Origin of the sequence: Actinobaculum sp. 352 (assembly GCF_003957265.1) — a bacterium.
Taxonomy (GTDB): Bacteria; Actinomycetota; Actinomycetes; order Actinomycetales; family Actinomycetaceae; genus Asp313.
On sequence record NZ_RQSN01000016.1, the window covers coordinates 1 to 26,992 of the forward strand.

Genomic DNA, 26,992 nt, shown 5'->3' on the forward strand with positions numbered 1-26,992 from the left:
CACCAAGGGAATACCCGGTATTAGACCCCGTTTCCAAAGCTTATCCCGAAGAAGAGGGCAGGTTACTCACGTATTACTCACCCGTTCGCCACTAACCCACCCCAACCAAAAAGCCAGAATGAGCCCGTTCGACTTGCATGTGTTAAGCACGCCGCCAGCGTTCGTCCTGAGCCAGGATCAAACTCTCCACAAAAAACAAAAAGAGAGCCAAACCCAACCCAACAAAAACAGCAACCAACCACCCACCACAACAGCAGACAGCCAGCCACCAAACAAAAAACAAAAACCAGACACACTATCAAGCACCCAAACACCACACCCACACCCCACGTAAGAGCCTTCCAAGAAGACCCTCAGCGAGAGGGGCCCGCAGAGCTGATCGCTTCATCCGGAAGACCTTCCGGACTCGCCTACCGCGCTGCGGATTTGCCGTTCGAAAACCCGCCGCGACCTGCCCTTTTACCGGGCTTGCCGCGGAGCCGAGCTCCCGGCGACAGGTAAAGACTTTACGCACCCGGCGCACGCCGGTCAAACCGAACGGGCGTGGCTCTGCTCACACCGACGATCAAACCGGTATTTTTCCGCGATTCCATGCACCTAACCACGTAGTTCCGCCGGGTGCGCTCCGTCCACAGCATCTACTCGTCCTGTGACGCGGCCTCCTGCGCCGTCGCGTACTCGACGACAGCCTTCGAGACGGCTGACTGCACACGTTCGTCGAAGACACCCGGGATGATGTAGTTCGAGTTGCGTTCTTCGTCCGTGACCACATTGGCCACGGCGACGGCGGCGGCGTGCAGCATCTCGTCGTCGATCCGACTCGCCTGCGCATCCAGCATCCCGCGGAAGAGACCGGGGAAGACCAGCACATTGTTGATCTGATTCGGGTAGTCGGAGCGCCCGGTTGCGACAACAGCCGCATGCTCACCCGCGGCAGGCGGATCAACCTCAGGCGTCGGGTTGGCCATTGCGAAGACGATGGCGTCGTCGGCCATGGTCGCGATGTCGTCCCTCGTCAGCAGGTTTCCGGTGGACACTCCGATGAAAACATCCGCGCCGACAAGCACATCCTTGAGCGAGCCCTCAACTCCGCGCGGGTTGGTGTGCTGGGCGAGCCAGTTACGGTGCGGGTTCGCCTCCTCGCGGAACGGGCCCAGAGCCCCCGCACGGCCACAGCCGATAATGTCTCGCGCGCCATGCAACATGAGCAGCCGAATAATGGCCGATCCCGCCGCTCCCACGCCGGAGACCACGATCCGCACGTCTTCGATGTTCTTGCCAACCACCTTGAGCGCGTTAATAAGCGCTGCGAGGGTCACCACTGCGGTGCCGTGCTGGTCATCGTGGAATACCGGAATATTAAGTTCTTCACGCAGCCGTTCCTCGATTTCGAAACAGCGCGGTGCGGAGATGTCTTCCAGATTGATGCCGCCGTAGACCGGCGCAATCGCCCGCACGATGGAGATAATCTCCTCCGTGTCGGTTGTATCCAGGCATACCGGCCAAGCATCGACGTTGCCGAAACGCTTGAACAACGCCGCCTTTCCCTCCATTACCGGCAGCGCAGCCTCCGGCCCGATATCGCCCAAACCAAGGACTGCCGTTCCATCGGTCACAACAGCGACGGTGTTCTTCTTGATCGTCAGCCGACGCGCCTCCTGGGGGTTCTCAGCAATCGCGGTGCACACCCGCGCGACTCCAGGGGTGTACACACGGGCCAGATCCTGCCGCGTGCGCAGAGGATTCTTCAGTTGAACCGAGATTTTCCCACCGAGATGCGCCTGCAAAGTGGCATCCGAAACCTTCAGCACCGCCGTATCAACCAACATCTCAATGGAATGCCGTACTTCACGCACGTGGGCACCGTTAACGCAGTCGCAGGTGACGTCGACGATAAGAGACTCTTCGAGAGACTCCACCGTATCGATGCCCGTGACGAGGGCACCGGCATCAGCAACGGCTTCGACAAGTCGCTGAGCGGAACGCCGGTGCACCGGCAACTGGACGCGCAAAGTGACTGTATAACTCGGACTGGGGAATGCCATAAGGACCGCCTTTTCCTACCTACCGTCCCCGCAATGACCTGGGGATCTACATAAGTCCGGCCCTTATGCTAGTCGGCATCCGCGTAATTCGGAATAGTTGCTCACGCCAATGCAGCCAGCAGTTCGCTGTGGGCGTTGTGGACACCTGTGGCTGGTACTCCCCAGCTGCAGCTCGCACCCCGCGCATGACCTGCGCAACGTCTTGCACGCACCGAGTCTGCACCTGCCGCAGTGCGAACTGGCTGAAAATCACCGGTTCGGCAACGCCCGGGGTGGAGCAGTGCTCGTCCTTTAGCACCGCCAGTACTTTTGCGCACTCAGGGGACATCATGGCGAGTCCGTGGTTGATGCCCTGGTGGAGAGTACTTCTGCCTAATCAGGCATGCGTACCGTACCTTGTGCGTCAAAACCTCATAGCGCAAACGTGAGGACGGGCCCGTCAATCGGACCCGCCCTCGTCGCACCTTCTCCGAAGAGGTCGCTGGCTTCGTCTCGCAGCCGACCACCATCCCCTTCGTCAAACTACTGGCGAGGCTCCACGGCGGACTACTGGCAGCGCTCCATAACCAGCTCACGCACACGTGCCGCGTTGGCCTTACCACCGGTCGCCTTCATCACGGCACCGACAATGGCTCCCGCCGCCTGCACCTTGCCGTTCCTGATCTTCTCCACCACATCCGGATTGGCGGCAAGCGCCTCCTCCACGGCGGCAACCAGGGCACCGTCGTCGGAAACCACTTCCAAGCCACGCGCGGCAACTACCTGTGACGGTGTGCCTTCACCCGCCAACACGCCCTCGAGCGCCTGACGGGCCAATTTGTCGGTCAGCTTGCCCTCCTGCACCAACGTGTCCAACTCGGCCACATCGGTCGGGGTAACAGGGGCAGCATCCAGTGGTAGATCCTGTTCCTTCGCGAAACGAGTTATCTCGCCCATCCACCATTTGCGTGCACCGGCCGGTGTTGCGCCAGCACGCACCGTCGCCTCCACCAAGTCCAGGGCGTCGGCATTCACGAGGTCTCTGAGCTCTTCCGCTGACAGGCCCCACTCTTCCTTCACGCGGCGACGACGGGCAGCCGGTAGTTCGGGAAGCGATGCGCGGATCTGCTCCACCCATTCCGGCGGCGAGACGACGGGCAACAGATCGGGCTCCGGGAAATAGCGATAATCCTCTGCATCGGACTTCACTCGCCCAGCAGATGTCGTCCCATCTTCCTCGTGATAATGTCTAGTCTCTTGTACCACGCTTCCCCCGGCGGCGAGAATCGCCGCCTGCCGCTGGATCTCGTACCGCACCGCGGCCTCAATCCCCCGGAAGGAGTTCACGTTCTTCGTTTCGGTACGGGTTCCAAAGGGCGCATCGGGGCTCTCCCGCAAGGAGACATTGACATCGGCACGAACATTACCACGCTCCATTCGCGCTTCCGAGACGCCCAACGCCCGGAAGATGTCACGCAGCGAACGCACATAGGTCGCCGCGATCTCCGGCGCATTCCTCCCCACTCCGGTAGCCGGGTGAGAGACGATCTCCACGAGGGGCACTCCGGCTCGGTTGTAATCCACCAGGGAGTACTGGGCGCCTTGGATACGCCCGGCGTCGCCGCCGACATGGATGTTCTTACCGGCGTCCTCCTCCATATGAGCGCGCTCGATCGGGAACCGGTACGTCGAGCCGTCGGCCAGATCGAGGTCCAAGTGGCCCTCATAAGCAATGGGTTCGTCAGACTGCGAGGTTTGGAACGCCTTCACAAGGTCGGGATAGAAGTAATTCTTACGGGCAAAGCGGCAGGACTCTGCGATTGAACAGTTCAATGCCAAGCCGATCTTCACCGCATACTCCACCGCGGTTCGGTTCATCACCGGAAGAGAACCCGGAAGCCCCAATGACACCGGCGTGACGTACGTATTCGGCTCCCCGCCGAACACGTTCGGTGCGCCGTCGAACATCTTTGTCTTCGTTCCCAGTTCGACGTGAACCTCCAACCCAATCACCGGATCGAAGCGGGCCACGGCCTCATCAAAATCCATCAACTCATCCATCAGGCGTTCTCCTCCCACTGAGCAGCCGGGCTGCTGGCGGCAAGCGGCGTTCCCAAGCCTGCCTCCAATGCGCCCGCGATACGGTACATCACGTCGTCGCCCTGTGCCGGCGCCAGCACCTGAAATCCGACCGGTAGGCCGTCCTCGGCAAGTCCCGACGGCAGCGAAAGCCCTGGAACACCGGCCAAATTGGCCGGAATCGTGGCGATGTCATTGAGGTACATAGCCATGGGATCATCCATCTTCTCCCCGAAGGCGAACGCGGTGGTGGGCGCGGTCGGCGATACGAGTACATCCACCTGGGCGAAGGCCTGGGCAAAGTCACGCTGCACCAATGTGCGCACCTTCTGCGCGCTGCCGTAATACGCATCGTAGTATCCGGCGGAGAGCACATGCGTTCCCAAGATGATCCGCCGCTTGACCTCGTCACCAAACCCTGCCTCACGAGTGGCCGCCATAACGGTCTCAGCGGTCACCGGACCTTCCGTCGGCTCGACGCGCATGCCATAACGCATTCCGTCGAAACGAGCCAGGTTAGAGGATGCCTCCGCCGGCATGATCAAGTAGTAGGCCGCGAGAGCGTAATCGAAGGACGGGCATGACACTTCGACAACCTCCGCTCCCAATGCCCGCAGTACGTCGACGGCGCAGCGGAAGGAAGCGAGCACACCCGCCTGGTAGCCCTCACCGGAAAGCTCTTTCACAACTCCGATGCGCACACCAGCCAACGGCGTGTTCTCCGACGACGGCGCGTCCGTGCCTCTTCCGGCCGCACTCGCGGCATCGCTCACAATACGTTCAAAGGACGGCACCGGCTCATTCAACGATGTGGAGTCATAGGGGTCATAGCCGCCGATGACTTCCTGCAAGGCCGCCGCGTCCGCAACGGTACGTGCCACCGGGCCGATCTGATCAAGAGACGATGCCATGGCCACCAAGCCGTAGCGGGACACCGCGCCATAGGTGGGCTTTACGCCGACCGTGCCCGTTACGGCGGCTGGCTGTCGGATCGACCCGCCGGTGTCCGACCCGAGGGCCAATGGCACCATGTAAGCGCCCACCGCAGCCGCTGACCCGCCACCCGATCCTCCTGGGATGCGTCCAAGATCCCACGGATTGCGGGTAGGTCCAAAGGCGGAGTGCTCGGTGGACGAGCCCATCGCAAACTCATCCATATTCGTCTTGCCCACAATCGGCATCCCGGCTTCCCGCAGGCGCGTGACCACCGTAGCGTCATAGGGAGGCAGCCAGCCCTCCAGAATCTTCGAAGCGCAAGTTGTCGGCTTGCCCTGGGTCACCATATTGTCCTTGACAGCGACCGGCACTCCGGCGAGTCTTCCCAGAGGTTCACCCGCCGCGCGGCGGGCATCAACGTCACGCGCGGCGGCAAGCGCACCGGCGTCGTCGACGTAAAGGAATGCATTCACCCTCTCGTTGACGGCGTGAATACGCTCCAGGCACGCCTGCGTCAATTCGACCGACGTAATCTGACCCGCTGCCAGCATGTCCGCCAGTTCAAGAGCAGACTTTGTCAGGAGTTCGTTCATTATTCCTCCCCCAAGATCTGCGGTACAAGGAATTTGCCATCCTCGCTGGCCGGAGCGGCGGCAAGAACCTCGGAGCGGTCCAGAGTCTCGACGGCGATATCCTCTCGCATGACGTTGGTGAGAGGAATCGGGTGACTGGTAGCCGGAACATCCGGAGTAGCCACCTCGGAGACCTTCGCGGCAGCCGACGCAATAACATCGAGCTCACCCGCCAAACGCTCAATCTCCTCCGGGGTCAAGGCTATTCGTGCGAGGCGCGCCACACGGGCAACCTCGTCTGCTGAAATTGACGACATGGTCCCATGTTACGTGTTATCCGCCATCTCGTGCCGCACGGCGTAACAGTCGACGACATCGTGCCGTTTCCACCTTCGAGCGTACTGACCGGTACAGTAGTCGCATGTCCTTACACCACAAGCCCCCACGGGAACAGCTCACCCGCGCACTGAAATGGGGGGCAATCGGCCTGGTTGGTCTACAGGTGGGCGCCTTGGCATCTGTCTGGACCGTGGATGCCATGCGCAAGCGGCGTACGCCTCAAAGCGGGACATTCCCTCATTTGCCACCGCAGCACACCACGGTGGGCAGCGATGAGATGACTATCTACACCTACGGGCGTGACCTCTATGACGCCATGTTGCGCGATATCAGCGCAGCGAAAGATCACATTTACTTCGAGTGTTTTATCGTTAAGGCCGACGAAACCGGTGAAGAGTTCCGTGATGCACTTATTGCCGCCGCCCGCCGTGGCGTGGAAACCTACGTCATTCTTGACACCTGGGGAAATGCCAACCAGGACCCGCGATTCCGCCACTTTCCCAAGATGAAACACCTGCACGCCATGAACTTCCCCTTCGTGCGCACCGGACTTCTAACCGGGCGCTCTCGTGACAAGGGGCGAGACCACCGCAAGATCCTCAGCGTGGATGGCAAAGTCGGCTACATCGGCGGATATAACATTGGCGACCTTTACGCGCATCACTGGCGCGATACCCACGTCCGCATCGCCGGGCCTGCAGCCTGGGAGGCGGAAGACTCCTTCATTGAGATGTGGAACGCCTATCGAAAAAGGGATCACCCGCAATTGTCTAGCACCAGTGACCACCAGTGGAACTCACGGATCCGTTCGATCGTCAACACTCCGGCTCAGAATGTCTATCCGATCAGTGCCCTGTACATGGAGGCGCTAAGTCGCGCTTCCCGGCGTGCTTGGATCACCATGGGATATTTCATCCCCGACGAGCCGATGCTGGCGGCGCTGACCAATGCGGCCCGGCGCGGAGTTGATGTGCGAGTACTCATCCCGGAATATTCCAATCACATTTATGCCGACTGGGTTGGGCGTCCGCACTATGACGCACTGCTTCGCTCGGGCGTCAAGCTTTTCCTGTTCGAGGAGGCTATGGTTCACGCCAAGACTATGACCGTGGATGGCAAATGGTCTACCGTAGGCACCGCCAATATCGATAGGCTCTCGCTACGCGGCAATTTCGAAATCAATGTCGAAGTGTTCGACGACGGCTTTGCGGCGGCCATGGAGCGCATCTTCGAGGTCGATCTGCTTAACTCGCACGAATTAACGCGCGAGATGTGGGAATCACGGGGTCCCTTGCCGCGAGTCACGGAGAGAATCCTGCGCCCCTTGGCGCCCTTGTTGTAAGCATTGGCGCAGCCGAGCTCGGTGCGGGCACTCAGCAAAGTAACACGGTAGGGTATGCCCCGCCCGCGTCGCACAGGCGAGCCGCGCTGCGCTGCCGAGGCAGACTCTTCCGCGCCCACCTCCGGCCGCTCCCTCCCCTAACGATTGGCGATGGCCTCCCGCATGCCCGAAACAGCCCGGATCGCTTATCACTCGGCAGCAGGAAGTACTCCCGTGGCCAAAAGCTCTGCAAACTGATCCTCATCCAGTGTCGGCACCCCCAAACTGGAGGCCTTCATAGCCTTTGACCCCGGATTATCACCGACGACGACGGCAGTTGTCCGCTTCGAAACGGAACCTGCCGCCCGGCCACCATGCGCGATGATGACCTCCTTCACGCCGTCGCGCGTGTAACCGGCGAGGGTGCCGGTTACAACAATCGTCATTCCGGCCAGGGTTTGCGGCACCGCTGCACCGCCAGCCCCAGATTCTTCGGCCGCGGCATTGGCGTCATCGGCAAAACTCACCCCGGCCTTCCGCCAGCGCTCAACAATGGTGGTGTGCCAGTCTTCCTCGAACCAACGCAGGAATGACTCGGCAATAACCTCGCCGATGCCCTCCGCCTGCGAGAGTTCCTCCAGACTGGCAGCGCGCATCTGGTCAAGCGAGTGGTATGAGGCGACAAGTGCGCGCGCCGTCGTCGGACCGATATGACGAATGGATAGTGCGACGAGTTGCCGCCACAGTTCCTTCGATTTGGCAGCCTCAAGCTCCTCCAGCATTTTGACAAGCGTTTTTCCCGGCTGCGACGGCTTCACCAGCTGCGGGTGTCCGCGACGCGGATACTTCCATTCAGGCTTGGTCCAGGCCGCCCTCACGCGGCGAAAATCACCTGTTTCTTCCCCGCGGGTACGAACCGGCCGCCAGACCCATACATCCTTGACATCCTCGGCTTGCAGCGCGAACAGCCCGGCCTCGTTCGCCAATATCGGTTCCTGCGCCGCCGGAATGCCGAGTTCTCGCTGCACGGCTGCCGGGATAATCTCCGGGTGCAGTACCGCTCCATCCTCGTTGATCACATTGCGGTCCCGCAACCATTGTGCGCTTGCAGCAATGCTTGTCTCTCGCCCGGTTGCAGGGTCTTCTACCAGCAGCTTATGCCCGGTGAGAAGAGCCATCAGCGCGTCGGGGCGTCGTCGTTCTGGATCGGTGAGCCACAGTGCCGTCTCCTCCCCCAGTGTTTCGATATCCAAGGCGCTACGGGCGCCGATATGAGCAACGCGTTCGGCCAACTGCGCCGGGCATGATCGCGCATTCGGGCAGCGCAAGTCGACATCGTTTTCCTTGGCCGGGGCCAGTGCCGTCCCGCAGGACGGGCACTGCGTCGGCATATGCCATTCAATCTCCGAGCCGTCACGAGCAGCTACGACGGGGCCCACCACTTCCGGGATGACATCGCCGGCCTTGCGCAGGACCACCATGTCACCGATCAACACGCCCTTGCGCGCGACTTCTTGTTGGTTGTGCAACGTTGCCAGGGCCACCGTGGACCCCGCAACGCGAATCGGCTCCATCACGGCGAAGGGAGTTACTCGACCGGTGCGGCCGACCTGGACCTGTATATCGAGCAGCCGCGTCTCAACCTCCTCTGGCGGGTACTTGTACGCCACCGCCCAGCGCGGAACACGAGAGGTGGCGCCGAGGCGCTGCTGCAAGGCACGGTCATTGACTTTCAATACCGCGCCATCAATCCCGTGCAGGAGCGTGTACCGGGCGTCAGCATAGGCTGAGATGAAGCGCTCGATATCCTCCCAACTGGACACCAGCTCTGTATAAGGCGAGACGGGAAGTCCCCAGGACGCGAAGGCTTCGTAGACGCCGTCCTGCGTTGCGAGCCTACCGACCATTGCGGCAGAGGCTCCGGAGACGGCTCCCACGCCATGGGCAATGAACGAGAGCGGGCGCGAAGCCGTAACGCGCGGATCCTTTTGACGCAGCGATCCCGCTGCCGCATTACGCGGATTGGCGAATACGCGGGCATTGGCCGCGCGCAATCGCTCATTGAAGGCGGCGAACTCCGCCAGCGGGAAGAACACCTCTCCCCGCACTTCCATGACGTCGGGGTAATCAGCTCCCGAGAGCTGCTCGGGAATTGCAGCGATGGTGCGCACATTACGAGTGACATCCTCACCGGTCACACCATCACCCCGCGTTGCCGCCACTGTCAGGCGCCCCTGCTCGTAACGTAGATTCAGCGCAAGACCATCGATCTTCACCTCGGCCGTACAGGCAAGCTCACTAACGCCGCTCGGGAGATCGGCGACGACGCCGTCGTACCACTCGTGTAGTTCCGCAAGAGAGAAGACATCCTGTAAGGAGAAAAGACGCTCGAGATGACGAACGGGCGGGAATCCCGTGGCGGCGGGAGCGCCGACCGTCTGCGCCGGGGAGGTATCCACAGCGAGCTGCGGGTATGCTTCCTCAATCGCTCGCAACTCGCGGATCATACGGTCATAGCGCTCGTCGGTCATCAACGGGTTCGTACCTGAATGGTAGGCCTCCTGCGCCGACCGCAGCAGTGTTGCGAGCTCTTCCCACCGCTGCGTCGCAGCATCGATGTTATCGGGAACTACAAGGGTGTCCGCCAGGGGCTCAGTCTCGTTTGCCACGCAACTATTGTGGCGCATACTGGTTTCATGTGCGGTCGCTACGCTCAGTTCATGTCTCCCGGCGATATCCAGTTGGCCTTCAACCTGGCCTCGTTGCCGAGCCGTGCGGGCCAGGCTGAGCAACTCGGCGGTGCTCAACCACCCGAAGACGAAAGGCAACCGGGGGCACCCGTGGCCCCACCTCTGCGGCAGCGCGTTGACAACAGGGACGATACACTGCGGGAATGGCCGACACCCTCATGGAATGTCTTCCCAACCCAGAATGTGCCCATCATCGTCGAGCACATTGCTAAAGGCGATTGCACCGCCCGCCGGGAACTGTATCTAGCGCGGTGGGGTCTGGTACCGCCATGGGCCAAAAGCCCGGACAAGGGACCACAACTGATTAACGCGCGCATCGAGACCGCTGCACAGAAACGCACCTTCGCGCCTTCACTTGCTTCCCGCCGCTGTATTGTCCCGGCCAACGGGTATTTCGAATGGCGAACGACGGCGCGCGGCAAGTCGGCCTACTACATTCGCGACGACGAAGCTCTTGCCTTCGCCGGCCTTTATTCGTGGTGGAAACAACCCGATAACAGGTGGCTTCTGACTACGACCATCCTCACTCGCGCCGCTGCGCCACCCCTCGATGGGATTCATCCTCGCACCCCAGTTATCCTCGAACCCGAGGAGTACGGAGCCTGGTTGAAGCCACAGCTACAAGACATGGAGCAGGCAGTGGCACTCGTGAAGAGGCCGAACCGCACTCTCACCGCAGTCAGGGTCTCCCCCGCCGTCGGCAGTCCGCGGCATAACACCCCAGAGAACGTGGTGCCACTAGACGAGCGGCAACTGCACCCGTGTGCACATGAAAGCTCCGATTCACCCGGCGAACAGGGTGCAAGATCACTCTTTTAGCTCTTTACGCCGACGAACAAACCTGTCACGCTTAATAGCGGAATTCGGCATCACGCACAGCTGAGCGTTCTTTACTTGTGTGTGTTGCTCACAGGAGGCAAAGGAGAAACCCTCATGGATTGGCGTCATCGGGCAGCTTGTCTGACTGAAGACCCGGAACTCTTCTTCCCTATCGGGAACTCGGGGCCCGCCATAGCGCAGATCGAACAGGCCAAGCGTGTATGCAACACGTGCGAGGTCTCCGATATCTGCCTCAAATGGGCCCTGGAGACCGGGCAGGATGCCGGTGTTTGGGGTGGACTCTCAGAGGATGAGCGCCGCTCCTTGAAGCGCCGCACCGCGCGCGCACGCCGTTCCAGCGTCAGCTGAGCCGCGTGAGCGTCGTATCGCTACAAAATGCCTAGAACTGACTAAACCACGAGGGCCGGTCCAGCGACCGGCCCTTTTCCTTTGCCCGCATCCGGACTTCGCCCGCGCCAACCGAATCCCTGCCGCGCAGGTGAATGCCTGTAGTACAGGCAAGCACCCGCGGCACGGTCGGTGCTGAACAAAGCCAGCACTCCCAGGGGCACCCGGTCACCTATTGATCGATCTCCGCTTCGATATGAACGCGAGTTCCCCCACCGGCACGCTGCAGCCAATTGATCGATCCGCGCAGTTCGCCCTCCACGAGGGTACGCACCACCTTCGTCCCCAGCCCGCTCCCGCGACCGACATCACGCGGATTCACGCTCACACCATCGTCCTCCACATCAACGCTGAGGAAATCGTCCTCCCGCCGCGCGGTTACCGTGAGGTGCCCACCTTCGGGTAAGCCATGCTCGATGGCGTTGGTGACGAGCTCATTGAGGATCACCGCTAGCGCCGTCGTCTGGTTGGCACCAATGCGCCCGAACGAGCCTCGTAGCGTAGATGCAACCACCACACCCGTTGCTGCGATATCCGTGGACATACGCAGCAGAGGCGCGAACACGTCGTCGAATATCACGTGTTCGTCAATGGTCTGCGACAGAGTCTGATGGACAAGAGCGATGGTGGCGACCCGTCGCTGCGCGTCCTCCAGGGCCTGTTTCGTCTCCTCGTTGGATGCCCGCCGCGATTGCATTCGCAACAAGGCCGAGACCGTCTGCAGATTGTTCTTCACCCGATGGTTGATTTCCCTGATGGTGGCATCCTTGGTAATAAGCTCCTGTTCGCGGTGTCGCAACTCGGAGATATCACGGCACAGAAGAATGGCTCCTAAACGCGTACCGTGTTCAAGCAACGGAACCGCTCGCAGCGACAGAATCACGCCGTGTACCTCAAGTTCACACATCCATGGGGCTTTTCCCATCAGCACCACCGGAAGCGATTCGTCCACCGTCGAGTGGTTTTCAATCAAGTCGGGCACCACTTCCGCTAGAACCTGACCCGCGAGGGAGCCCAGCACTCCGATACTGTGGAAGTTCGAGTTGGCGTTCGGACTGCCGTAGACGACGCTTCCTTCCGTATCCAGACGAATGAATCCATCAACCACGCGCGGTGTGCCATGACGATAACCCGTGGGGCTTCCGTCAAACGGGTACTCACTGGTTGTGACCATACGAAGCAGAGCCTCGGCAATATCGCCGTAATTCGACTGGAACTGTGCCGGAACGCGGTCCGGCATGAGTGCACCGGTGACCGCTAGGACCGCGATGGTGCGCTCCTCACGCCGTACCGGATACATGTCCACACGCACGGTGTCCCAGTCCTCACCGCGGGCACGTTCGCTCTTCCATACGGCCGCGGCGAGATACTGTTGATCCGGCGTAGCGTCGCGTCCGACGACGTCGTCGTCGAACAGTGTTGCGGCCGTTGCCGGACGGCACTGGGCAACGATCGTGAATGACCCGCTATCGTCTGGCACGAGTAGCAGGAGGTCTGAGAACGAGAGGTCACTGATGATCTGCCAGTCGCCCACAAGTAGGTGCAACCACTCGCGGTCGACCGACGTGAGGTGCGGAGCGCGTCTGAGGATATTCGTCAATGATGGCACTCAACAAGAATAGGCCCAATCAGGCACAATAGAGACCATGCAGATCAAACACAGCTTGACCTTCGAGGCCACCACCGAGCAAATCATCGCCGCCCTGTTATCCGAAGAGCTTGCCGCCAAGCGTATGGCACTGTTCGGAGTCACCGACTTCACTCACCGGATTGACGGCACGACGGCAACTACAGATGCGACCGTCCCGCCCGAGAAATTCCCCAGCCAAGTACGCAGCTTCCTCAAGTCTGCGGCGTATGTCACAGTGACACAACAGGCTGGCGGAGATGTGATCACACTGAGCGTCGATCCGCACGGCCTGCCCGCCGAGTTGGCCGGCACGATTGAACTCACGGCGGGTAGCCCGACTGTGGCCGAACTCGTCGCCGACCTGAAGGTGCGGATCCCCATCGTTGGCGGCAAGATCGAACGAAAGGCGTCTGATCGTGTGGGCCGTCTGCTCGCACGCGATCAACAACTCGTCGCCGAGGTGATCTCCGAACGCGGCTGAATGGCGCAATCACCGACGAAGCTGCACCGAGAAACTCCTTAGTCCTCAACCGGCCGGCGTGTACTTAGCCGGCCGGTTCTCTATGCCGCGTGACGCCTGCGAAACGGCCAGTACCACCGCATGCACCGGCCCGCTCAACCGCTTTTCATCTTGAGCGAATTCGGCTCAACTCTACTTGCGGAATACTGACTCATAGATGTACGTTGTTCTCAGTGAACGGGAAACATCCCGCCCAGCTTTGAACTGAACATTTGGAGATGAACACTATGGCTACTTTCAGCACCGACCCCTTCCGGGAGCTTGAGCGGATCATGACCGGCGCCATGCGCAACCCCGGTTCCACGGCGATGCCGATGGACCTGTACCGCAAGGGCGATACCTTTGTCGCCCAGATTGATCTGCCCGGCGTGGATCCGAGCACCATTGATATCGACATTGACGACCGCACCCTCACGGTGCGGGCCGAGCGTAAGGCCGATGCAGATGCCGACCTCAAGTGGCTCTCTCGCGAGCGTCCAGCTGGTACATTCGCGCGCCAGCTGACACTCGGCTACGGGCTGGCCTTGGACAAGATCAGTGCAGACTATCGCGACGGTGTGCTCACACTGACTCTGCCCGTGAGTGAGGAGTCCAAGCCGCGCAAGGTCACGGTCTCGCACTCCAACGGCGGTCATGTGATCGACGCCGGTACGGCCGAGTAAACCACGCATTCATGGTGCAATTGTGGCCCCGATTCCTCGGGGCCACAATTGTTCTGCCCCGTCTTTGCATCCGTTAAACATCCACGTATTGGCCAACCCATGGCGTCGCGGTTTCCGTGCCGTTTACTCGGGCGCCCACAACCACCGCAACGTACAACCGCGGCATGCAACCGCGGCATGCAACCGCGGGCCGTGTCCGCGGTGCAACTTCGTACCGCTGCGTAGTGGCATGCCGCGTGGGACGTCGCGATCAGGTTAGACTCGTCCCATGGGAAGCAACCGCGCATACGAAGATCTACTTGCAGACGTGTTGGAGCATGGCGCCACCAAAACTGATCGCACCGGAACCGGCACGCTTTCCGTATTCGGACGGCAGCTTCGATACAACCTCTCCGCCGGATTCCCGCGTATCACGACCAAATTCGTGCCGATGAAGGCTATCAAGGGCGAGTTGCTCTGGTTCCTTTCGGGCGCAACTAACGTGCGGTGGCTGCAGGAAAACGGAATTACCATCTGGGATGAGTGGGCAGACGATAACGGCGAACTTGGCCCGGTTTACGGCTACCAGTGGCGCAGCTGGCCCACTCCTGACGGCGGGCATATTGACCAGATCGCGAGTATCATCGACCAACTGCGTACGACGCCCGACTCCCGCCGCCTTGTTGTCTCAGCTTGGAATGTCGCCGATTTAGCGGATATGGCATTGCAACCCTGCCACGCCTTCTTCCAGTTCTACGTAGCCGACGGAAGGCTTTCCTGCCAGCTGTATCAACGCAGTGCCGATCTTTTCCTCGGCGTGCCATTCAACATCGCCTCTTATGCCCTTCTCACCCACATGGTCGCGCAGCAAACCGGTTTCGATGTCGGTGACTTCGTGTGGACCGGCGGCGACTGCCACATCTATCTGAATCACATCGATCAGGTTAAAGAACAACTCACGCGCACCCCGTACCCCTTCCCGACGTTGCGCCTGCGGAAGGCTCCCTCCATCTTCGAGTATCAGATGGACGATATTGATGCCTCTGCGGGCTACCAGTATCACCCGGCTATCAAAGCGCCCGTAGCGGTCTAATGCTCGCCTTGATTTGGGCGCAGGCGCGCGACGGCGCCATCGGCGCAGCGGGAACCATCCCCTGGCACGTACCGGAAGATATGGCGCTCTTCCGCCGAATGACGAAGGGACATCCGGTGATTATGGGACGCCGCACCTGGGAGTCACTCGCGCAGCCATACCGTCCGCTGCCGGGACGGCAGAACATCGTCATCAGTTCTTCCGTGGGCTTCCGCGCTCCTGGTGCAGCCGTTACCCATTCACTCGCCGAGGCTTTCGAACTGGCAGCCACAACAGGTTCCGATCTGACCTGGATCATGGGAGGTGCGCAGCTCTATGCGGCGGGACTCCCCCATGCCGAGATTCTTGTGGTCACCGAACTCGACATCTCCGTGCCAGAAGCCGACGCCTTCGCGCCGCCCATCGGCCCACGGTGGCGACTTCACCGCGTGGACCCCCCACGCGGCTGGCTCACGTCACGAAGCGCGAACGGTATCCACTACCGATTCTGCGTATACCGCAGAGACGATGTCGAAAGAGCCGCCGTGGATGCCGTACTCCCCCGCTTGGTAGGGTGACCGTCGGCTCTCGACGCCGCCGACTACTCCAAGGCGTGCCCTCCGGCCGGCTCAGTAACGGCAGTCGCCCCCTGGCCCACCGGATCGAACTGGGAGTTGTACAGTTCGGAGTAGAAACCACCCTGTGCCAGCAGTTCGTCGTGCTTCCCCGTCTCCACAATGTCACCGTCACGCATAACGAAAATGACATCCGCATTGCGGATTGTGGAAAGGCGGTGCGCGATCACGAAACTTGTGCGACCCTGCATCAGCGAGTCGAGTGCTTCCTGAATGATGATCTCCGTACGTGTGTCAATGGAGGAAGTCGCCTCGTCCAGGATCAGCAGCGGGTTGTCGGCAATCATCGCGCGCGCAATGGTCACCAACTGCTTCTGACCGGCGGATAGCTGCGTATCCTCACCCATGACGGTGTCATAACCCTGTGGCAACTGCTGCACCAACTCGCGCAAGCCCACCTCGTCGATCACCGCGTCCAAACGCTCCTGGCTGACGCCCTCAGTGCGGTAGACGATGTTCTCACGGAGAGTGCCTTCGAATAGCCACGTATCCTGCAACACCATCGAGAAGAGGGAGTCTACGTCCTCCCGGCGCATATCCGTGGTAGGAACGCTATCGATAAGGATCCTGCCACCGTCGACCTCGTAGAAGCGCATAAGCAGATTGACCATCGTCGTCTTGCCGGCACCGGTGGGTCCCACTATAGCAACCTTCTCACCGGCCTTGACCCGGGCAGAGAATCCGTGGATGATCTCACGATCCGGCGAGTAGCCGAAACGGACGTTCTCGAAGGTGACATCACCCCGTACTGCGGGAGTGCCAACGGGCTTCTCGGACTCGTCAGCCAGCTCCTCCTCTTCCAACAGCTCGAACACGCGTGTTCCCGCCGCGGACGCACTCTGGAAGCTTGTGGCCGCCTGCGCGATATTCGACAGCGGGTTGGTGAACAGGCGGATGTATATCATGAACGAGACGATCACACCAATTGGGATCACCCCGTTAATCACCAGAACCGCTCCGACGATACAAACGACGACGTAGCCGAGATTTCCGACGAACGTCATAATCGGCATCATCAGTCCGGAGAGAAACTGTGCCCGCCACGAACTGTGGAAGAGCGACATATTCCGCGCATGGAACTCATCACGCATCTCTTTTTCCGCATTGAAGGCGCGTACCACATTATGACCGGCGAAGGTCTCCTCCACATGTCCGTTCAGTGCTCCAAGCTTCCGTTGCTGCGCGACGAAATGCGGCTGGCTCTTCGTCATAATGAACAACGCGAGCATGAAGCCCACCAGCGCCGCCGCGATTCCAGATAGCGCCATGCGCCATTCCGTCACGAACATCATGACGGCCGAGCCGATGATCGTGACAACACCGGTGATGATATTCGAAATCGAACTGTTGAGCGTCTGCGAGAGCGTGTCAACATCATTCGTCACGCGTGAGAGCGTGTCGCCATAACTCGTGCGATCAAAATAAGACAACGGCATTCGGTCGATCTTATGGTCGATCTCCCGCCGCATGATTTGCGAGGTACGCTGCGTGGCTACGGCCATAATGCGTGCCTGTGCGAAGGAGAAGACAAAGCTACCCGCCAGGATGAGGCCGAAAATGAGCGACAGATGCCGTACCCGGCCCATATCAATAGAGTCGCGCAGTCCCACTTCAATGGTGTCCGTAATGTCACCGAGGTAATCCGGTGAGATAACCGCGAGTACGGCGCCGATGATCGCTAAGAGAAGTGCTACTATCATGGCCGCCCAGTATGGACGAGCGTAGGCAAGCATCTTCTTCAGGGTCGGGACGATCTCGTCCAAGGAGACCTTTTCCGTACTGCGCTGCGGCCCGTGACCACTGGGAGTCGGCGGGGCGCTGGAGCGCAATTCCTTCTCGCGTGCCTTCTCCGCCTTACGCATTCCCTCTCGGGCGGAAGAAATCTGCTCGGTCCGCGAATTCATGCCAGTTCCTCCTCACTGAGCTGGGAACGTGCGATGTCTTGGTATACGGAATTGCTCGCCATGAGCTCCTCATGCGTACCCGACCCGACGATTCGCCCCTTGTCTACCACGAGGATGCGATCTGCGGCGCGCACCGTTCCGATACGTTGCGCCACGATCAGCACTGTTGCGTCTGCGGCGAACTGTCGCAGCGCGGCGCGCACGTCGCGATCAGTACGGTAATCAAGTGCGGAGAAGGAATCGTCGAAGATGAGAATCTCGCTCTGGCGCGCAACCGCCCGTGCAATTGACAGGCGCTGCTTCTGACCACCGGAGAAGTTGGTACCACCGCGTGCCACGTGGCTGGCGTAACCGGCCTCCTTGCGAACAATGAACTCGGACGACGCAGACACATCTGCCGCGTCGACAATATCCTCGGCCGTAATCTCATGGTTCGAGGAACCGAAGTCGATATTAGAGGCGATTGTGCCGGAAAAAAGCGTCGCGCGTTGCGGGACGTAACCAATACGATCACGCAAGGCGGACTGTTTCCATTCGCGCACATCGACCCCGTCTACCAGCACATTGCCACCAGACACGTCGTAGAAACGCAGGATGAGATTCACGATCGAGGATTTGCCCGAGCCGGTGGCTCCAATAATCGCCACCGTTTGTCCGGGCTGAACCGTGAAGTTGATGTCGTGCAGGGCTGCGTCGTCGGCGTCGGGATAGCGGAAGTCGACATGCCGGAACTCGATCTGACCCTTCTGCCCGGCGCGGCGCACAATTGCACCATCCTTGATCGAGGGTTCTGTGTTCAGCACCTCGCGAATGCGGCGCGCAGCCACCTGTGCACGCGGAAGCATGATGAAAATCATCGCCAACATCATGAACGAGGCAACAACCTGGATGGCATAAGAAGTGAACACGATCATCTGCGAGAAAAGCTCGATCTTGTCCGTGCCACTCGCGGTCTCAATCATCCCGGCACCGAGCACGTAGATGGCCAGCGACAGTCCCGACATAATCGCGTTGAGGGCGGGCATCAGGAATGCCATCCATCCCATGATGAACAGATTCGTGTCCGTCAACTCGGTGTTCGCAGCCTCGAATCGCTTGCCGTGGAACTTTTGCGCACCGTACGCCCGGATGACGCGCAATCCGGTGAGATGCTCGCGCGTGACACGGTTGAGGTCATCGGTAATGCGCTGCATTTGCATCATCCGCGGCATCACAAGTAGAACCAGACCGCCCAGCAACAGCAACTGTACGGCGACGGCGACACCGGTCGCGGCCGTCCATGTCAGGTTCTTTCCAGCGATCTTAATGACGGCCCAAACCGCCATAATCGGCGCTTTTACGGCGATCTGCAGGCCCATAACCACGAACATCTGCACCTGAGTGACATCATTGGTGGAGCGTGTGATTAGGCTGGCGCTGGTGAAATGATTGACCTCGGCATGAGAGAAGGCGAGCGTCTTATCGAACACCGCTCCCCGCAAACGTCGAGCGAGGACCGCGCCGACCATTGCCACACAGTAGCCGGTTACGACGGCGCAGAGCATGGAGCCCAACGCACAGGCCAGCATCTTGCTGCCTTCACGAAGAACGTCGGATAGCTCGCTGCCGGGTGAGACGATAATCGCAGTGACGCTGGACATATAGTCCGGCAGCCGCAGATCTAGATAGACCTGAGAAATGATGAAGGCGAGGGCGACAATTGCCAGTGCCCACTCCCCGCCTTTCATATGCCTGAAGATGACGTTCATTCATCCCATCCTGTTTGGTGTCCGTCGCGCACACCACTATTCTCTTCTTAAGACATTCGTATCAACGGTACAGTTGTATCAACAACGTGGCATACTGTCAAAGACCAACGGTCCGGAGAATGGAGACACACGATGGCGCGACAGGCGCGCACCACCGAGAACCTCAAACAGCGCATAGCTGATGCCCTGCTTGACCTGCTTGCCGAGAGGCCTCTCACCGAGATTTCCGTATGTGCGATCACTGATCGCGCCGACGTCGGCCGTGCCACATACTACCGCCATTTCACATCCAAAAAAGAGGTGATCACCTACAAGTTGCAGACGATCTTCGAGCCGTTATTCGCCCCGGCAGGATCGTTGGCGGAATACGGCAGGCAGCACAGCCCCACGCAACTCATCCTCGCCTACACGGAGCATCTACTGCACCACAAGGCCGCCCTGGAGACGATTTACAGCGCCGACCTCGGCTACATGCTTTTCGCCTACCTGTATTACGAGCGCGAGGCACAAGGTGACGACGACGTCGCGCGCTATCGCCACGCTATACGTGCCGCCATGCTCTTCGCCATTACTGACCAGTGGATCACTTCCGGATTCGCGAAGTCTCCGAGCGATCTCGCCCGTCTCCTCACCGTGGACGTCATTCCGTACCACGGTCATGCGAAGTTTCAGCCCGCTGCCGACCACGGCGATGCCCGCACCCCGCACTAGCCGCTAGTCGGAGCCGTCATGCAACCTGTCGCATTCCCGAAACAACAAGTTCAGCCGCCATCTCGTAGCCACGTGGTCCCGGATGGAAGCCGTCGGTCGCCCAGAAGCCATCGACTAGGGGAACATGGGTCACGTCAATGTATGTGACTCTGCGCGAGGCGCACAGTTCCCGGCTGATCGCGGTCTGCTCATCCATACGGCGACCAAGTTCGCGACGCAAGGCGCGCGGCAGCTTCGGAGCATTGTGTAGCTGTCCAGCACTGCACAGCACAGTCCGTGTGGCGCGCTCTCCCGCCATGGCAAGAACCGCATCCAGCTCGCTAGCCCATTCCTTGGCGTTACGTCCCGCCAGAATATCGTTTGATCCCGCCGAGAGGAATAAGACATCGGCGTGGCCACTCATCTCGGGCAGTAACCGGTGCCGGACTCGGCGCATGGTGGCACCGAGTTTGGCGTGGGTCTCCCATGCCACCGGACGTTCCGTGTCGTTCGACAAACGCGCAGCGATGCGAGGAGTGAGTGAATCCGCTTGATCGGCAGTTCCACACCCGGCGACCAAGGAATCCCCCACCGCCACGAGTCGAAGTACCTTGCGCGGTAACAAGCGGGTCTGGTCAACCGCGGTGACAATACCGTCGCGTGCTCCCGGTGGCTCCGGAGCGAGCTTGACGTGGTCGCGCGCCCACATTGCTTCAGCCATGATGATCGGACGCTCAAGAAAGTTCATGGTTCGCGATTCTACGCCGTCGGCCAAGAAACATATCGGGCCGAGGTGAAAATAACTCGCGTTTCACACCTAATGCCACTTGAGTTGCCGCGGGTACGCAGGCCAAGTGCGTGCGAAGGTCGCGCTACCCCGTCATAGGGAGCTGGCCCCGGGCATACGCAAAGGAACCCGGCCAGCGCGACCGAGGACGAAGCCGAAGAACTGCCCCCGGGCGTACGGGCCCAGGGGCAGCTATATCACTCACTTTCTACCGCAATAGCTGGCCGATCATTCGTCAGCAGCGCTCGGATGGGTCATGTCAGCCGGCACCACCCATCGATCAAAGTCATCGGCCGAGAGGAAGCCCAACTCCAGTGCGGACTCACGTAACGAGATCCCCTTGTGGTGGGCGTTCTTGGCGATCTTCGATGCCTTGTCGTAGCCGATGTGGCGGTTAAGCGCCGTTACCTGCATCAGGTTGATCTCCAAGTTATGCGCGATTTTCTCGTTGTTCGGCTCAATACCCACCGCACAATGATCGTTGAAACTCACGCAGGTGTCACCAAGGAGCCGGATTGACTCCAGCACGCACCATGCCATAACCGGTTTGAACACATTGAGTTGGAAGTTGCCCTGTGATCCGGCGAAACCCACCGTCGCATCGTTTCCGAAGACCTTGGTGGCGACCATCGTCATTGCTTCACACTGAGTGGGGTTCACCTTGCCGGGCATAATCGAACTACCAGGCTCGTTTTCCGGGATGAGCAGTTCACCGATTCCGTTGCGCGGACCGGAAGCGTACCAACGCACGTCATTCGCTATCTTCATCAAAGCATCGGCCAGCACACGCAACGCGCCAGAAACCTGGACGAGAGCATCATGCGCCGACAGAGAGGCGAAGAGATTCTCGGCCTGCGTGAACTCAATCCCCGTCTCCTTCGAGATATACGAGGCTGCCAGCGGACCGAAGTCGGGATGAGAGTTCAGTCCAGTTCCGACAGCTGTTCCGCCGATCGCGAGCTCGCGTGCACGCGAGTCGGCGTACTCAATTCCGTCCAACGCGAAGTCGATCTGGGCCACCCACCCGGAGATTACCTGCCCCAAGGTGATCGGAGTGGCGTCCTGCAAATGAGTGCGTCCAACCATCACCACATCTGCGTACTGCTCCGCCTTCGCCGCCAGGGTATCGCGCAGCACCCGCACCTTCGGGTACATATTGGCCAGCTCGCACACGACGGCGATATGCATCGCCGTCGGGAAGGTGTCATTGGACGACTGGCCACGGTTGACATGATCGTTCGGATGAACGGGACTCTTCGAGCCGCGCTCTCCTCCTGCCAGCTCAATAGCGCGGTTGGAAATCACCTCATTTGCGTTCATGTTCGACTGGGTTCCAGAACCTGTCTGAAACACGACCAGGGGAAATTCCTCGTCCAGTTCACCGGAAATCACATCGTCCGCAGCGCGGGTGATGAGATCCGCGACATCGGCCGGAAGCTCTCCCAGTTCGCCGTTGGCTTGCGCTGCCGCCTTCTTGAGAATACCGAGAGCCCGTACCATCGGCCGCCCCCACACGAAGGTGTCACGTCCAATGTCGAAGTTGTGGAGGCTGCGCTCCGTCTGGGCCCCCCAGTAGCGGACGGCCGGCACCTCTATAGTGCCCATGGAATCCGATTCAATACGCGTCTGCGCGCTGTTATCTGTAGCCATGCCACAAGGTTACCCTGTTGCGGCGACGTGAAAACCGGTCTCCCGTCCCGGAAAACAAAGCACTGATGCGTTGGAACCCGGCAGAACCAGTCTCGACGGCCCCGGCAGAACCAGTCTCCACGCAAAACCAACTATCAGTTTGGGTTTACTCCTTGCCATTAGTCGACGCGCGGCGATATGCTTACATGTCTGTATCTATTGCAGATAGCGCGCAGGCTACTGCGTGTCGGCGTCTTAGCCGGCTATGTCGCGATGACGCCTCCGGGCGGCGGCGCGCAAACTACGAAGCACATAGGCGTTGAGCCTCACCGCTCCGCCATTTGGAGAGAGGAAGAGAGATGAGCACGAACAAGAAGAATACGAAAGACGTACATCTGGTCAATCAGGCGGCGGCCGAGTTGGAATCGGCTCGCACCGAGTTTGCCAGTCTTGGTCAGTCGGCGTCTGCGTCCCGCGCGGAGCGTGCGCTGGCACGCCTGGCGGCCGCTGAGGAGCGCTGGCAGCACGTCAATCGCGCGGCATAAGCGGGGCCTGCCTGAGACAGGACGCTCTTGCGCACGTGAGTGGGTGCCCACCAATTCGATGGGTACCCACTCTTCTTACCCGTCTTGGAGCCGGGCCTCATCAACCTCATTCATCGGAACGCGACTGCCACGTACCAACAAACGATGGGAGTTCGTTGCCCGCGGAGTCGTCGTCATCAAGGTCACATAGTCCTTGCCCTCAGTAATCGTAAGATCAGGGACCTTTTTGGGGAGCACAGTTCGGACCTGATCAACGCGGTAGGTGAGCGTCTGCCCGGCAACCTCAACAAGAATGACATCCTCTTCTTCCACCTTGTCCAGATGGTCGAATAGGGTGGCATCACTTCTCCCGGTGGCACCCGCGATAATCGTGTGCGTTGACGTCCCCCCGACCGGCAGGGAAGAACCAAGCACGTGCACAGCGCCATTCGCGCCCGGCCGACCGCCGCAGTCACGTCGCACTGGCAGATCAATTCCCGCCGCCGGAACCCGTACGCGTGCCAGAATCTCCGAGTTGGAGAGCTGCCCGGCATAGTCCACATACTCGCCGTTCGTCGGCTCCGCATCCTTCTCGGAAACCTCCGCGAAAGGGTCGGAGATGCCACTACCATCTAGAGTCTGATTGTACGAACGGACACGTACGAGCAGGTTCTCTCGCTCCGCCGGGTCGGTTTGCCCCATTGCAGCGCTGTAGCGAGCAGCTGCGCTTCTGTTTTGTGCGTTGTGGTAGTGCACCACAAGCGTCGAGTAAGCCAACAGCACCACGAGAATCAGCGCGAATACGGATGGCACGATCCATGCCGTCCATCCGCGCCTTATTGCCGACAACCGATACACCCCGATACCTTCCGTCATCTCCGCAATGCGCGGGTAGGCGCCAAGTGAAACCGTGTTTCACGCAGCGGCCGCCCGCGCCTGCCCGGAATCAAGCGGGCAGCGTTCAAGCCAAAAGCCAACTCCGAACCCACATGCACCAACGCGGGCACAATCGGTCCGAGTAATACACATGCCGCGAGCAGCATCCCGACACCGTCAACCGCAATAGTACCGACGAAATTGAAAAGAATAATCCGTCGTGCACGGCGGGCGATAGCGATCATCGTCGCTAGGTCACGCGGATCGGAACTGACAAGCACCACGTCGCCCGCCTCCCGTGCGACATCTGTCCCCGTGCCCATGGCGATCCCCATATCGGCAACCGCCAGGGCGGGAGCGTCATTCACGCCATCGCCAACCATCGCAACGCGGCGGCCTCGCTCCCGCAATCGCGCAATAGCCGCGTTTTTGTCGGTGGGCAGCCAGCTCGCCCTGACGGCATCAACCGGCAGTCCGAGCTCGTTCGCCGCATGCTCGGCGGCTGCGGCGGCCAGGCGCAGTAGTTCCCCTTCGTCGTCACCTCGCGCCGGAGCTACCCGAACTACCTGCGATGCACCGCGCGTCAGCGTTCCCGTCTTGTCGAAGACAACAGTGCCGACCGCTGGCAGCTGTTCCAGGTGCGCCCCATCCTTGACAAACGCTCCGGTTCGCGCACAGCGGGCAATAGCGGCAAGCACAACCAGTGGCGTAGCAGCTGCAACCCCGCAGGCCCCGGCAACAATCACTACCGAGATCGTGGAATGTATATCTCGCGTCGCAATGTAGGTGACCACCGCGGCAGCCAGGGCGACGTACACAATACGAGCGGCGAGCCTCTCGGCGAGTCGCTGCACGGGCGCCCGCGATGACTGTGCTTCCCGTACCGCGGCAACGATGCGACCATACGATGACTCCTTGCCACTTCGCTCAACCCGAATCCGCAATGCGGCTTGGGTGATGGAGCCCACATAAACCCGCGAACCGGGAGCGACAGCAACCGGCATCGACTCCCCAGTAATCCGTGACTGGTCCACATCAGCCACGCCCATTTCGACGACGCCATCAACCGGTATACGCCCACCGGGAACCACGGCGATTAGTTGACCGGCGACGACGCGGTCACGTGGTATCTCATAGACACACGACCCTCCCACCACACGAACCGTGTCCGGAAGGAATGACATCGGATTGGTCAATGCCTCCCGCCCACGATCCATAGAGAGGTCCTCCAGGATCTCGGCTGCGAGCACAAATACCGTGATGAGAAGGGAGGTCATGAGCTCTCCCACCGCTGCCGCAGAAGCGGTGGCCAGCAACATGGAAAGCTCCATGCTCATACGTCGCGCGTGCATGTCTTCCAAAGCTTCACGCACAATCGGCCAGCAGCCGAGAATCAGACCACAGCCGACCGCAGCAACGGCAATCCATCTTTGCCAGGGAGTCTGCTCGATGACCCAAACGAGAATGGTAGTTACTACAAGAGCACCCACTCGGACGAGATCACTGGTATCGATACGCGACCACAGTGATCTCTCCTGGTCATTGATGCCGCCCTCGCCGTCATTCGACTCTCTGGCACGGAAACGGGGCCAACGATCAAGCTGAGGGGTTGCCATCCGCAGGTCCTTTCAGCGACTCATTGTGGAACTCACACCTATCGCAAAAAGATCTGCGTGAGCCCCACAAGGAGTCACCGAAGGAACTCAGGAGTTCTGGCGCCCCCACAAGCCATCGATCACAAGATCGATCTTGCGATCCATCCACTCGAGCTGTGCATCAATCTGGTCGACATCGGGTGCCGTTCCCAGCAGCGTACCGCCATCGGGATCCAGGTAGCGTGCCCGCATCACGTCAATTCCAGCCGTTGTACGTGGCTCGTCTGCATCGGGATCGTCGTCGAGAGGCTCCGTTCCCTCCACGACGTACACGGCCGCTTCTTCCTCTTCCAAAGCCTGCCGCGCCTCCATTGCCTCCACAACGCCGCGTGTGAAGATGACGGTGTTACCGATGAGATCGGCCGCCAACATCGCGTCTTCGCGGCTCAGACCGCCATCGACAAGGGCTCGCACGGCCCCCATCGAACGCTGTGAGAACGGGCGACCAGTTCCCGGAATCGCCTGCAGTACGCGCGCAAGGCCCGGGTACTTCGCCATAACGTTCCAGAGCCGCTTTGCGAACTCGCGGATCGCTTCATCCCACGCGGGCGGTAGATCGTCGAGATCTAGATCGTCCACCATGCGCTCCAAGCATTCCTGAAGCACATCATCACGCGAAGTAATCACGCGATACAGGGCGGGGGTCCGAACATTCAATCGCTTAGCTATCCGCGCCAACGTGAAGTCGGCGATGCCAATATCCAGTGCTACCCGAATAACATCTTCACGGGAAAAGCCAGGCTTCGGACCCGTCTTCTTACGTAATGTTGTCATGCTATAAATCGCCGTTGACCATCCGCATTTACCTCTGCCTCTGGGCGGAAGCTCGTCGGCGCTCCTCTTGGTATTAAGACTACAGCCAGTAGAGGGTATTAAACGTACTAAAACCGCAGGTGTATCGGATTCGCTGGAAGGGTAACGTTGCAGCATAGGCGGGAAATCCGCTTGACTTACCGCCAAGATTCACAGTTAAGAAGACACCAGAAATTGCGATGTTGTTTCGATCACAAAGCCATAAACATCCGATATCTGGTCAGCTGCTTTTAGGACAGTCCGCAGGGCACACCCTGCAATGGAAAAATGTAAGGTGATTCAATGTCGAATCTTCCCGCTAACACAAGAGATTCGTCTCCTCCCCTTCAACCGGAAATCCCGCAACACTAGAGAGAGACTAGCCGTCCTATACAATGCTTTAATGGGTCCTGCTCGATTTGTGTTCGCCACATCCGCTAAGACAGGGGCGCACCGCAGCTGCTGGAGGTCGCACCGCGTATACCGCTTCCACACACACCAACCTTGCACGCATTCCCGTTACCTTGTTGGTGGTCCCGGGTGGTCCGGGACCGGGCCAGCCGCTTCCGGCATGATGTCGTGTCCCTGTCGTTTGATGATCCGGGGGGTGTTGTCACCGGTGGTGGCGGGCGGATGGTGAT

At 60.0% G+C, this 26,992-nt stretch carries 22 protein-coding genes and 1 rRNA gene; 9 read left to right on the plus strand and 14 right to left on the minus strand.

Annotated elements, in window-relative coordinates:
- The 5 genes from EKN07_RS12685 to gatC form a co-directional block, all read right to left on the minus strand.
- Positions 1 to 193 (minus strand): 16S ribosomal RNA (locus EKN07_RS12685); the annotation flags it as partial.
- Positions 194 to 638: 445 nt separating this feature from the next.
- On the minus strand, positions 639 to 2,045 hold the full coding sequence (locus tag EKN07_RS11755; RefSeq protein WP_126146496.1) for an NAD-dependent malic enzyme: 1,407 nt from the start codon (positions 2,043 to 2,045) through the stop codon (positions 639 to 641).
- Positions 2,046 to 2,591: 546 nt separating this feature from the next.
- Complete coding sequence (gene gatB / locus EKN07_RS11760) at positions 2,592 to 4,085, minus strand: Asp-tRNA(Asn)/Glu-tRNA(Gln) amidotransferase subunit GatB (protein ID WP_126146497.1); 1,494 nt, start codon at positions 4,083 to 4,085, stop codon at positions 2,592 to 2,594.
- Positions 4,085 to 5,632 carry an Asp-tRNA(Asn)/Glu-tRNA(Gln) amidotransferase subunit GatA gene (gene gatA, locus EKN07_RS11765; protein WP_126146498.1) on the minus strand — a complete coding sequence of 516 codons (1,548 nt, stop codon included), beginning with the start codon at positions 5,630 to 5,632 and terminating at the stop codon, positions 4,085 to 4,087. Before gatA ends, gatB begins: the two co-directional genes overlap by 1 nt.
- On the minus strand, positions 5,632 to 5,928 hold the full coding sequence (gene gatC / locus EKN07_RS11770; protein WP_108716054.1) for an Asp-tRNA(Asn)/Glu-tRNA(Gln) amidotransferase subunit GatC: 297 nt from the start codon (positions 5,926 to 5,928) through the stop codon (positions 5,632 to 5,634). Before gatC ends, gatA begins: the two co-directional genes overlap by 1 nt.
- 104 nt (positions 5,929 to 6,032) lie before the next feature.
- Here gatC and EKN07_RS11775 point away from each other — a divergent pair, with 104 nt between their 5' ends.
- Positions 6,033 to 7,292, plus strand: a complete 1,260-nt coding sequence (locus EKN07_RS11775; RefSeq protein WP_126146499.1) for a phospholipase D-like domain-containing protein — start codon at positions 6,033 to 6,035, stop codon at positions 7,290 to 7,292.
- 188 nt (positions 7,293 to 7,480) lie between these two features.
- Here EKN07_RS11775 and ligA read toward each other — a convergent pair whose 3' ends face one another.
- The gene (gene ligA, locus EKN07_RS11780) at positions 7,481 to 9,940 is read right to left on the minus strand and encodes an NAD-dependent DNA ligase LigA (protein ID WP_241228195.1); all 2,460 of its coding nucleotides are present in this window, start codon (positions 9,938 to 9,940) and stop codon (positions 7,481 to 7,483) included.
- 27 nt (positions 9,941 to 9,967) lie between these two features.
- Here ligA and EKN07_RS11785 point away from each other — a divergent pair, with 27 nt between their 5' ends.
- Both EKN07_RS11785 and EKN07_RS11790 read left to right on the plus strand, forming a co-directional pair.
- A complete protein-coding gene (locus EKN07_RS11785; protein ID WP_276308074.1) occupies positions 9,968 to 10,840 on the plus strand; it encodes an SOS response-associated peptidase in 873 nt (290 codons plus the stop codon).
- Positions 10,841 to 10,954: 114 nt separating this feature from the next.
- Complete coding sequence (locus EKN07_RS11790) at positions 10,955 to 11,209, plus strand: WhiB family transcriptional regulator (protein WP_108716056.1); 255 nt, start codon at positions 10,955 to 10,957, stop codon at positions 11,207 to 11,209.
- Between the two features lie 211 nt (positions 11,210 to 11,420).
- Here the strand turns inward: EKN07_RS11790 and EKN07_RS11795 are convergent, their stop codons facing one another.
- A complete protein-coding gene (locus tag EKN07_RS11795) occupies positions 11,421 to 12,857 on the minus strand; it encodes a PAS domain-containing sensor histidine kinase (RefSeq protein WP_126146501.1) in 1,437 nt (478 codons plus the stop codon).
- 37 nt (positions 12,858 to 12,894) lie between these two features.
- Between EKN07_RS11795 and EKN07_RS11800 the strand changes: the two genes are divergently transcribed.
- The 4 genes from EKN07_RS11800 (at position 12,895) to EKN07_RS11815 (ending at position 15,689) form a co-directional block, all read left to right on the plus strand.
- Positions 12,895 to 13,359: a DUF2505 domain-containing protein gene (locus tag EKN07_RS11800; RefSeq protein ID WP_126146502.1), complete on the plus strand. Its 465-nt coding sequence runs from the start codon at positions 12,895 to 12,897 to the stop codon at positions 13,357 to 13,359.
- Between the two features lie 266 nt (positions 13,360 to 13,625).
- Positions 13,626 to 14,060 (plus strand): Hsp20/alpha crystallin family protein, encoded by a 435-nt coding sequence (locus EKN07_RS11805; protein ID WP_108716059.1) that lies wholly within the window; start codon positions 13,626 to 13,628, stop codon positions 14,058 to 14,060.
- Positions 14,061 to 14,328: 268 nt separating this feature from the next.
- A complete protein-coding gene (locus EKN07_RS11810) occupies positions 14,329 to 15,132 on the plus strand; it encodes a thymidylate synthase (RefSeq protein WP_126146503.1) in 804 nt (267 codons plus the stop codon).
- Positions 15,132 to 15,689 (plus strand): dihydrofolate reductase, encoded by a 558-nt coding sequence (locus tag EKN07_RS11815; RefSeq protein WP_108716061.1) that lies wholly within the window; start codon positions 15,132 to 15,134, stop codon positions 15,687 to 15,689. The genes EKN07_RS11810 and EKN07_RS11815 overlap by 1 nt, the downstream gene beginning before the upstream one ends.
- A 23-nt stretch (positions 15,690 to 15,712) precedes the next feature.
- Here the strand turns inward: EKN07_RS11815 and EKN07_RS11820 are convergent, their stop codons facing one another.
- Both EKN07_RS11820 and EKN07_RS11825 read right to left on the minus strand, forming a co-directional pair.
- Positions 15,713 to 17,650: an ABC transporter ATP-binding protein gene (locus EKN07_RS11820; RefSeq protein ID WP_126146504.1), complete on the minus strand. Its 1,938-nt coding sequence runs from the start codon at positions 17,648 to 17,650 to the stop codon at positions 15,713 to 15,715.
- Positions 17,647 to 19,398: an ABC transporter ATP-binding protein gene (locus EKN07_RS11825; RefSeq protein ID WP_108716062.1), complete on the minus strand. Its 1,752-nt coding sequence runs from the start codon at positions 19,396 to 19,398 to the stop codon at positions 17,647 to 17,649. Before EKN07_RS11825 ends, EKN07_RS11820 begins: the two co-directional genes overlap by 4 nt.
- 132 nt (positions 19,399 to 19,530) lie before the next feature.
- Here EKN07_RS11825 and EKN07_RS11830 point away from each other — a divergent pair, with 132 nt between their 5' ends.
- A complete protein-coding gene (locus EKN07_RS11830) occupies positions 19,531 to 20,109 on the plus strand; it encodes a TetR/AcrR family transcriptional regulator (RefSeq protein ID WP_108716063.1) in 579 nt (192 codons plus the stop codon).
- A 16-nt stretch (positions 20,110 to 20,125) separates the two neighbouring features.
- Here EKN07_RS11830 and EKN07_RS11835 read toward each other — a convergent pair whose 3' ends face one another.
- Positions 20,126 to 20,836 carry an SGNH/GDSL hydrolase family protein gene (locus EKN07_RS11835; protein WP_108716064.1) on the minus strand — a complete coding sequence of 237 codons (711 nt, stop codon included), beginning with the start codon at positions 20,834 to 20,836 and terminating at the stop codon, positions 20,126 to 20,128.
- A 267-nt stretch (positions 20,837 to 21,103) separates the two neighbouring features.
- Positions 21,104 to 22,525: a class II fumarate hydratase gene (fumC, locus tag EKN07_RS11840; RefSeq protein ID WP_126146505.1), complete on the minus strand. Its 1,422-nt coding sequence runs from the start codon at positions 22,523 to 22,525 to the stop codon at positions 21,104 to 21,106.
- A 338-nt stretch (positions 22,526 to 22,863) separates the two neighbouring features.
- Between fumC and EKN07_RS11845 the strand changes: the two genes are divergently transcribed.
- Positions 22,864 to 23,049, plus strand: coding sequence for a hypothetical protein (locus EKN07_RS11845; RefSeq protein WP_108716066.1), 186 nt, complete (start codon positions 22,864 to 22,866; stop codon positions 23,047 to 23,049).
- A 75-nt stretch (positions 23,050 to 23,124) separates the two neighbouring features.
- Here EKN07_RS11845 and EKN07_RS11850 read toward each other — a convergent pair whose 3' ends face one another.
- From EKN07_RS11850 to EKN07_RS11860, 3 genes are all read right to left on the minus strand, one after another.
- A complete protein-coding gene (locus EKN07_RS11850; RefSeq protein WP_108716067.1) occupies positions 23,125 to 23,904 on the minus strand; it encodes a class C sortase in 780 nt (259 codons plus the stop codon).
- Positions 23,901 to 25,520 (minus strand): HAD-IC family P-type ATPase, encoded by a 1,620-nt coding sequence (locus EKN07_RS11855; protein WP_126146506.1) that lies wholly within the window; start codon positions 25,518 to 25,520, stop codon positions 23,901 to 23,903. The genes EKN07_RS11850 and EKN07_RS11855 overlap by 4 nt, the downstream gene beginning before the upstream one ends.
- Before the next feature lie 87 nt (positions 25,521 to 25,607).
- Entirely contained in the window at positions 25,608 to 26,333 is a 726-nt protein-coding gene (locus EKN07_RS11860) for a TetR/AcrR family transcriptional regulator C-terminal domain-containing protein (RefSeq protein ID WP_164546676.1), read from the minus strand.
- Between the last annotated feature and the right edge of the window lie 659 nt (positions 26,334 to 26,992).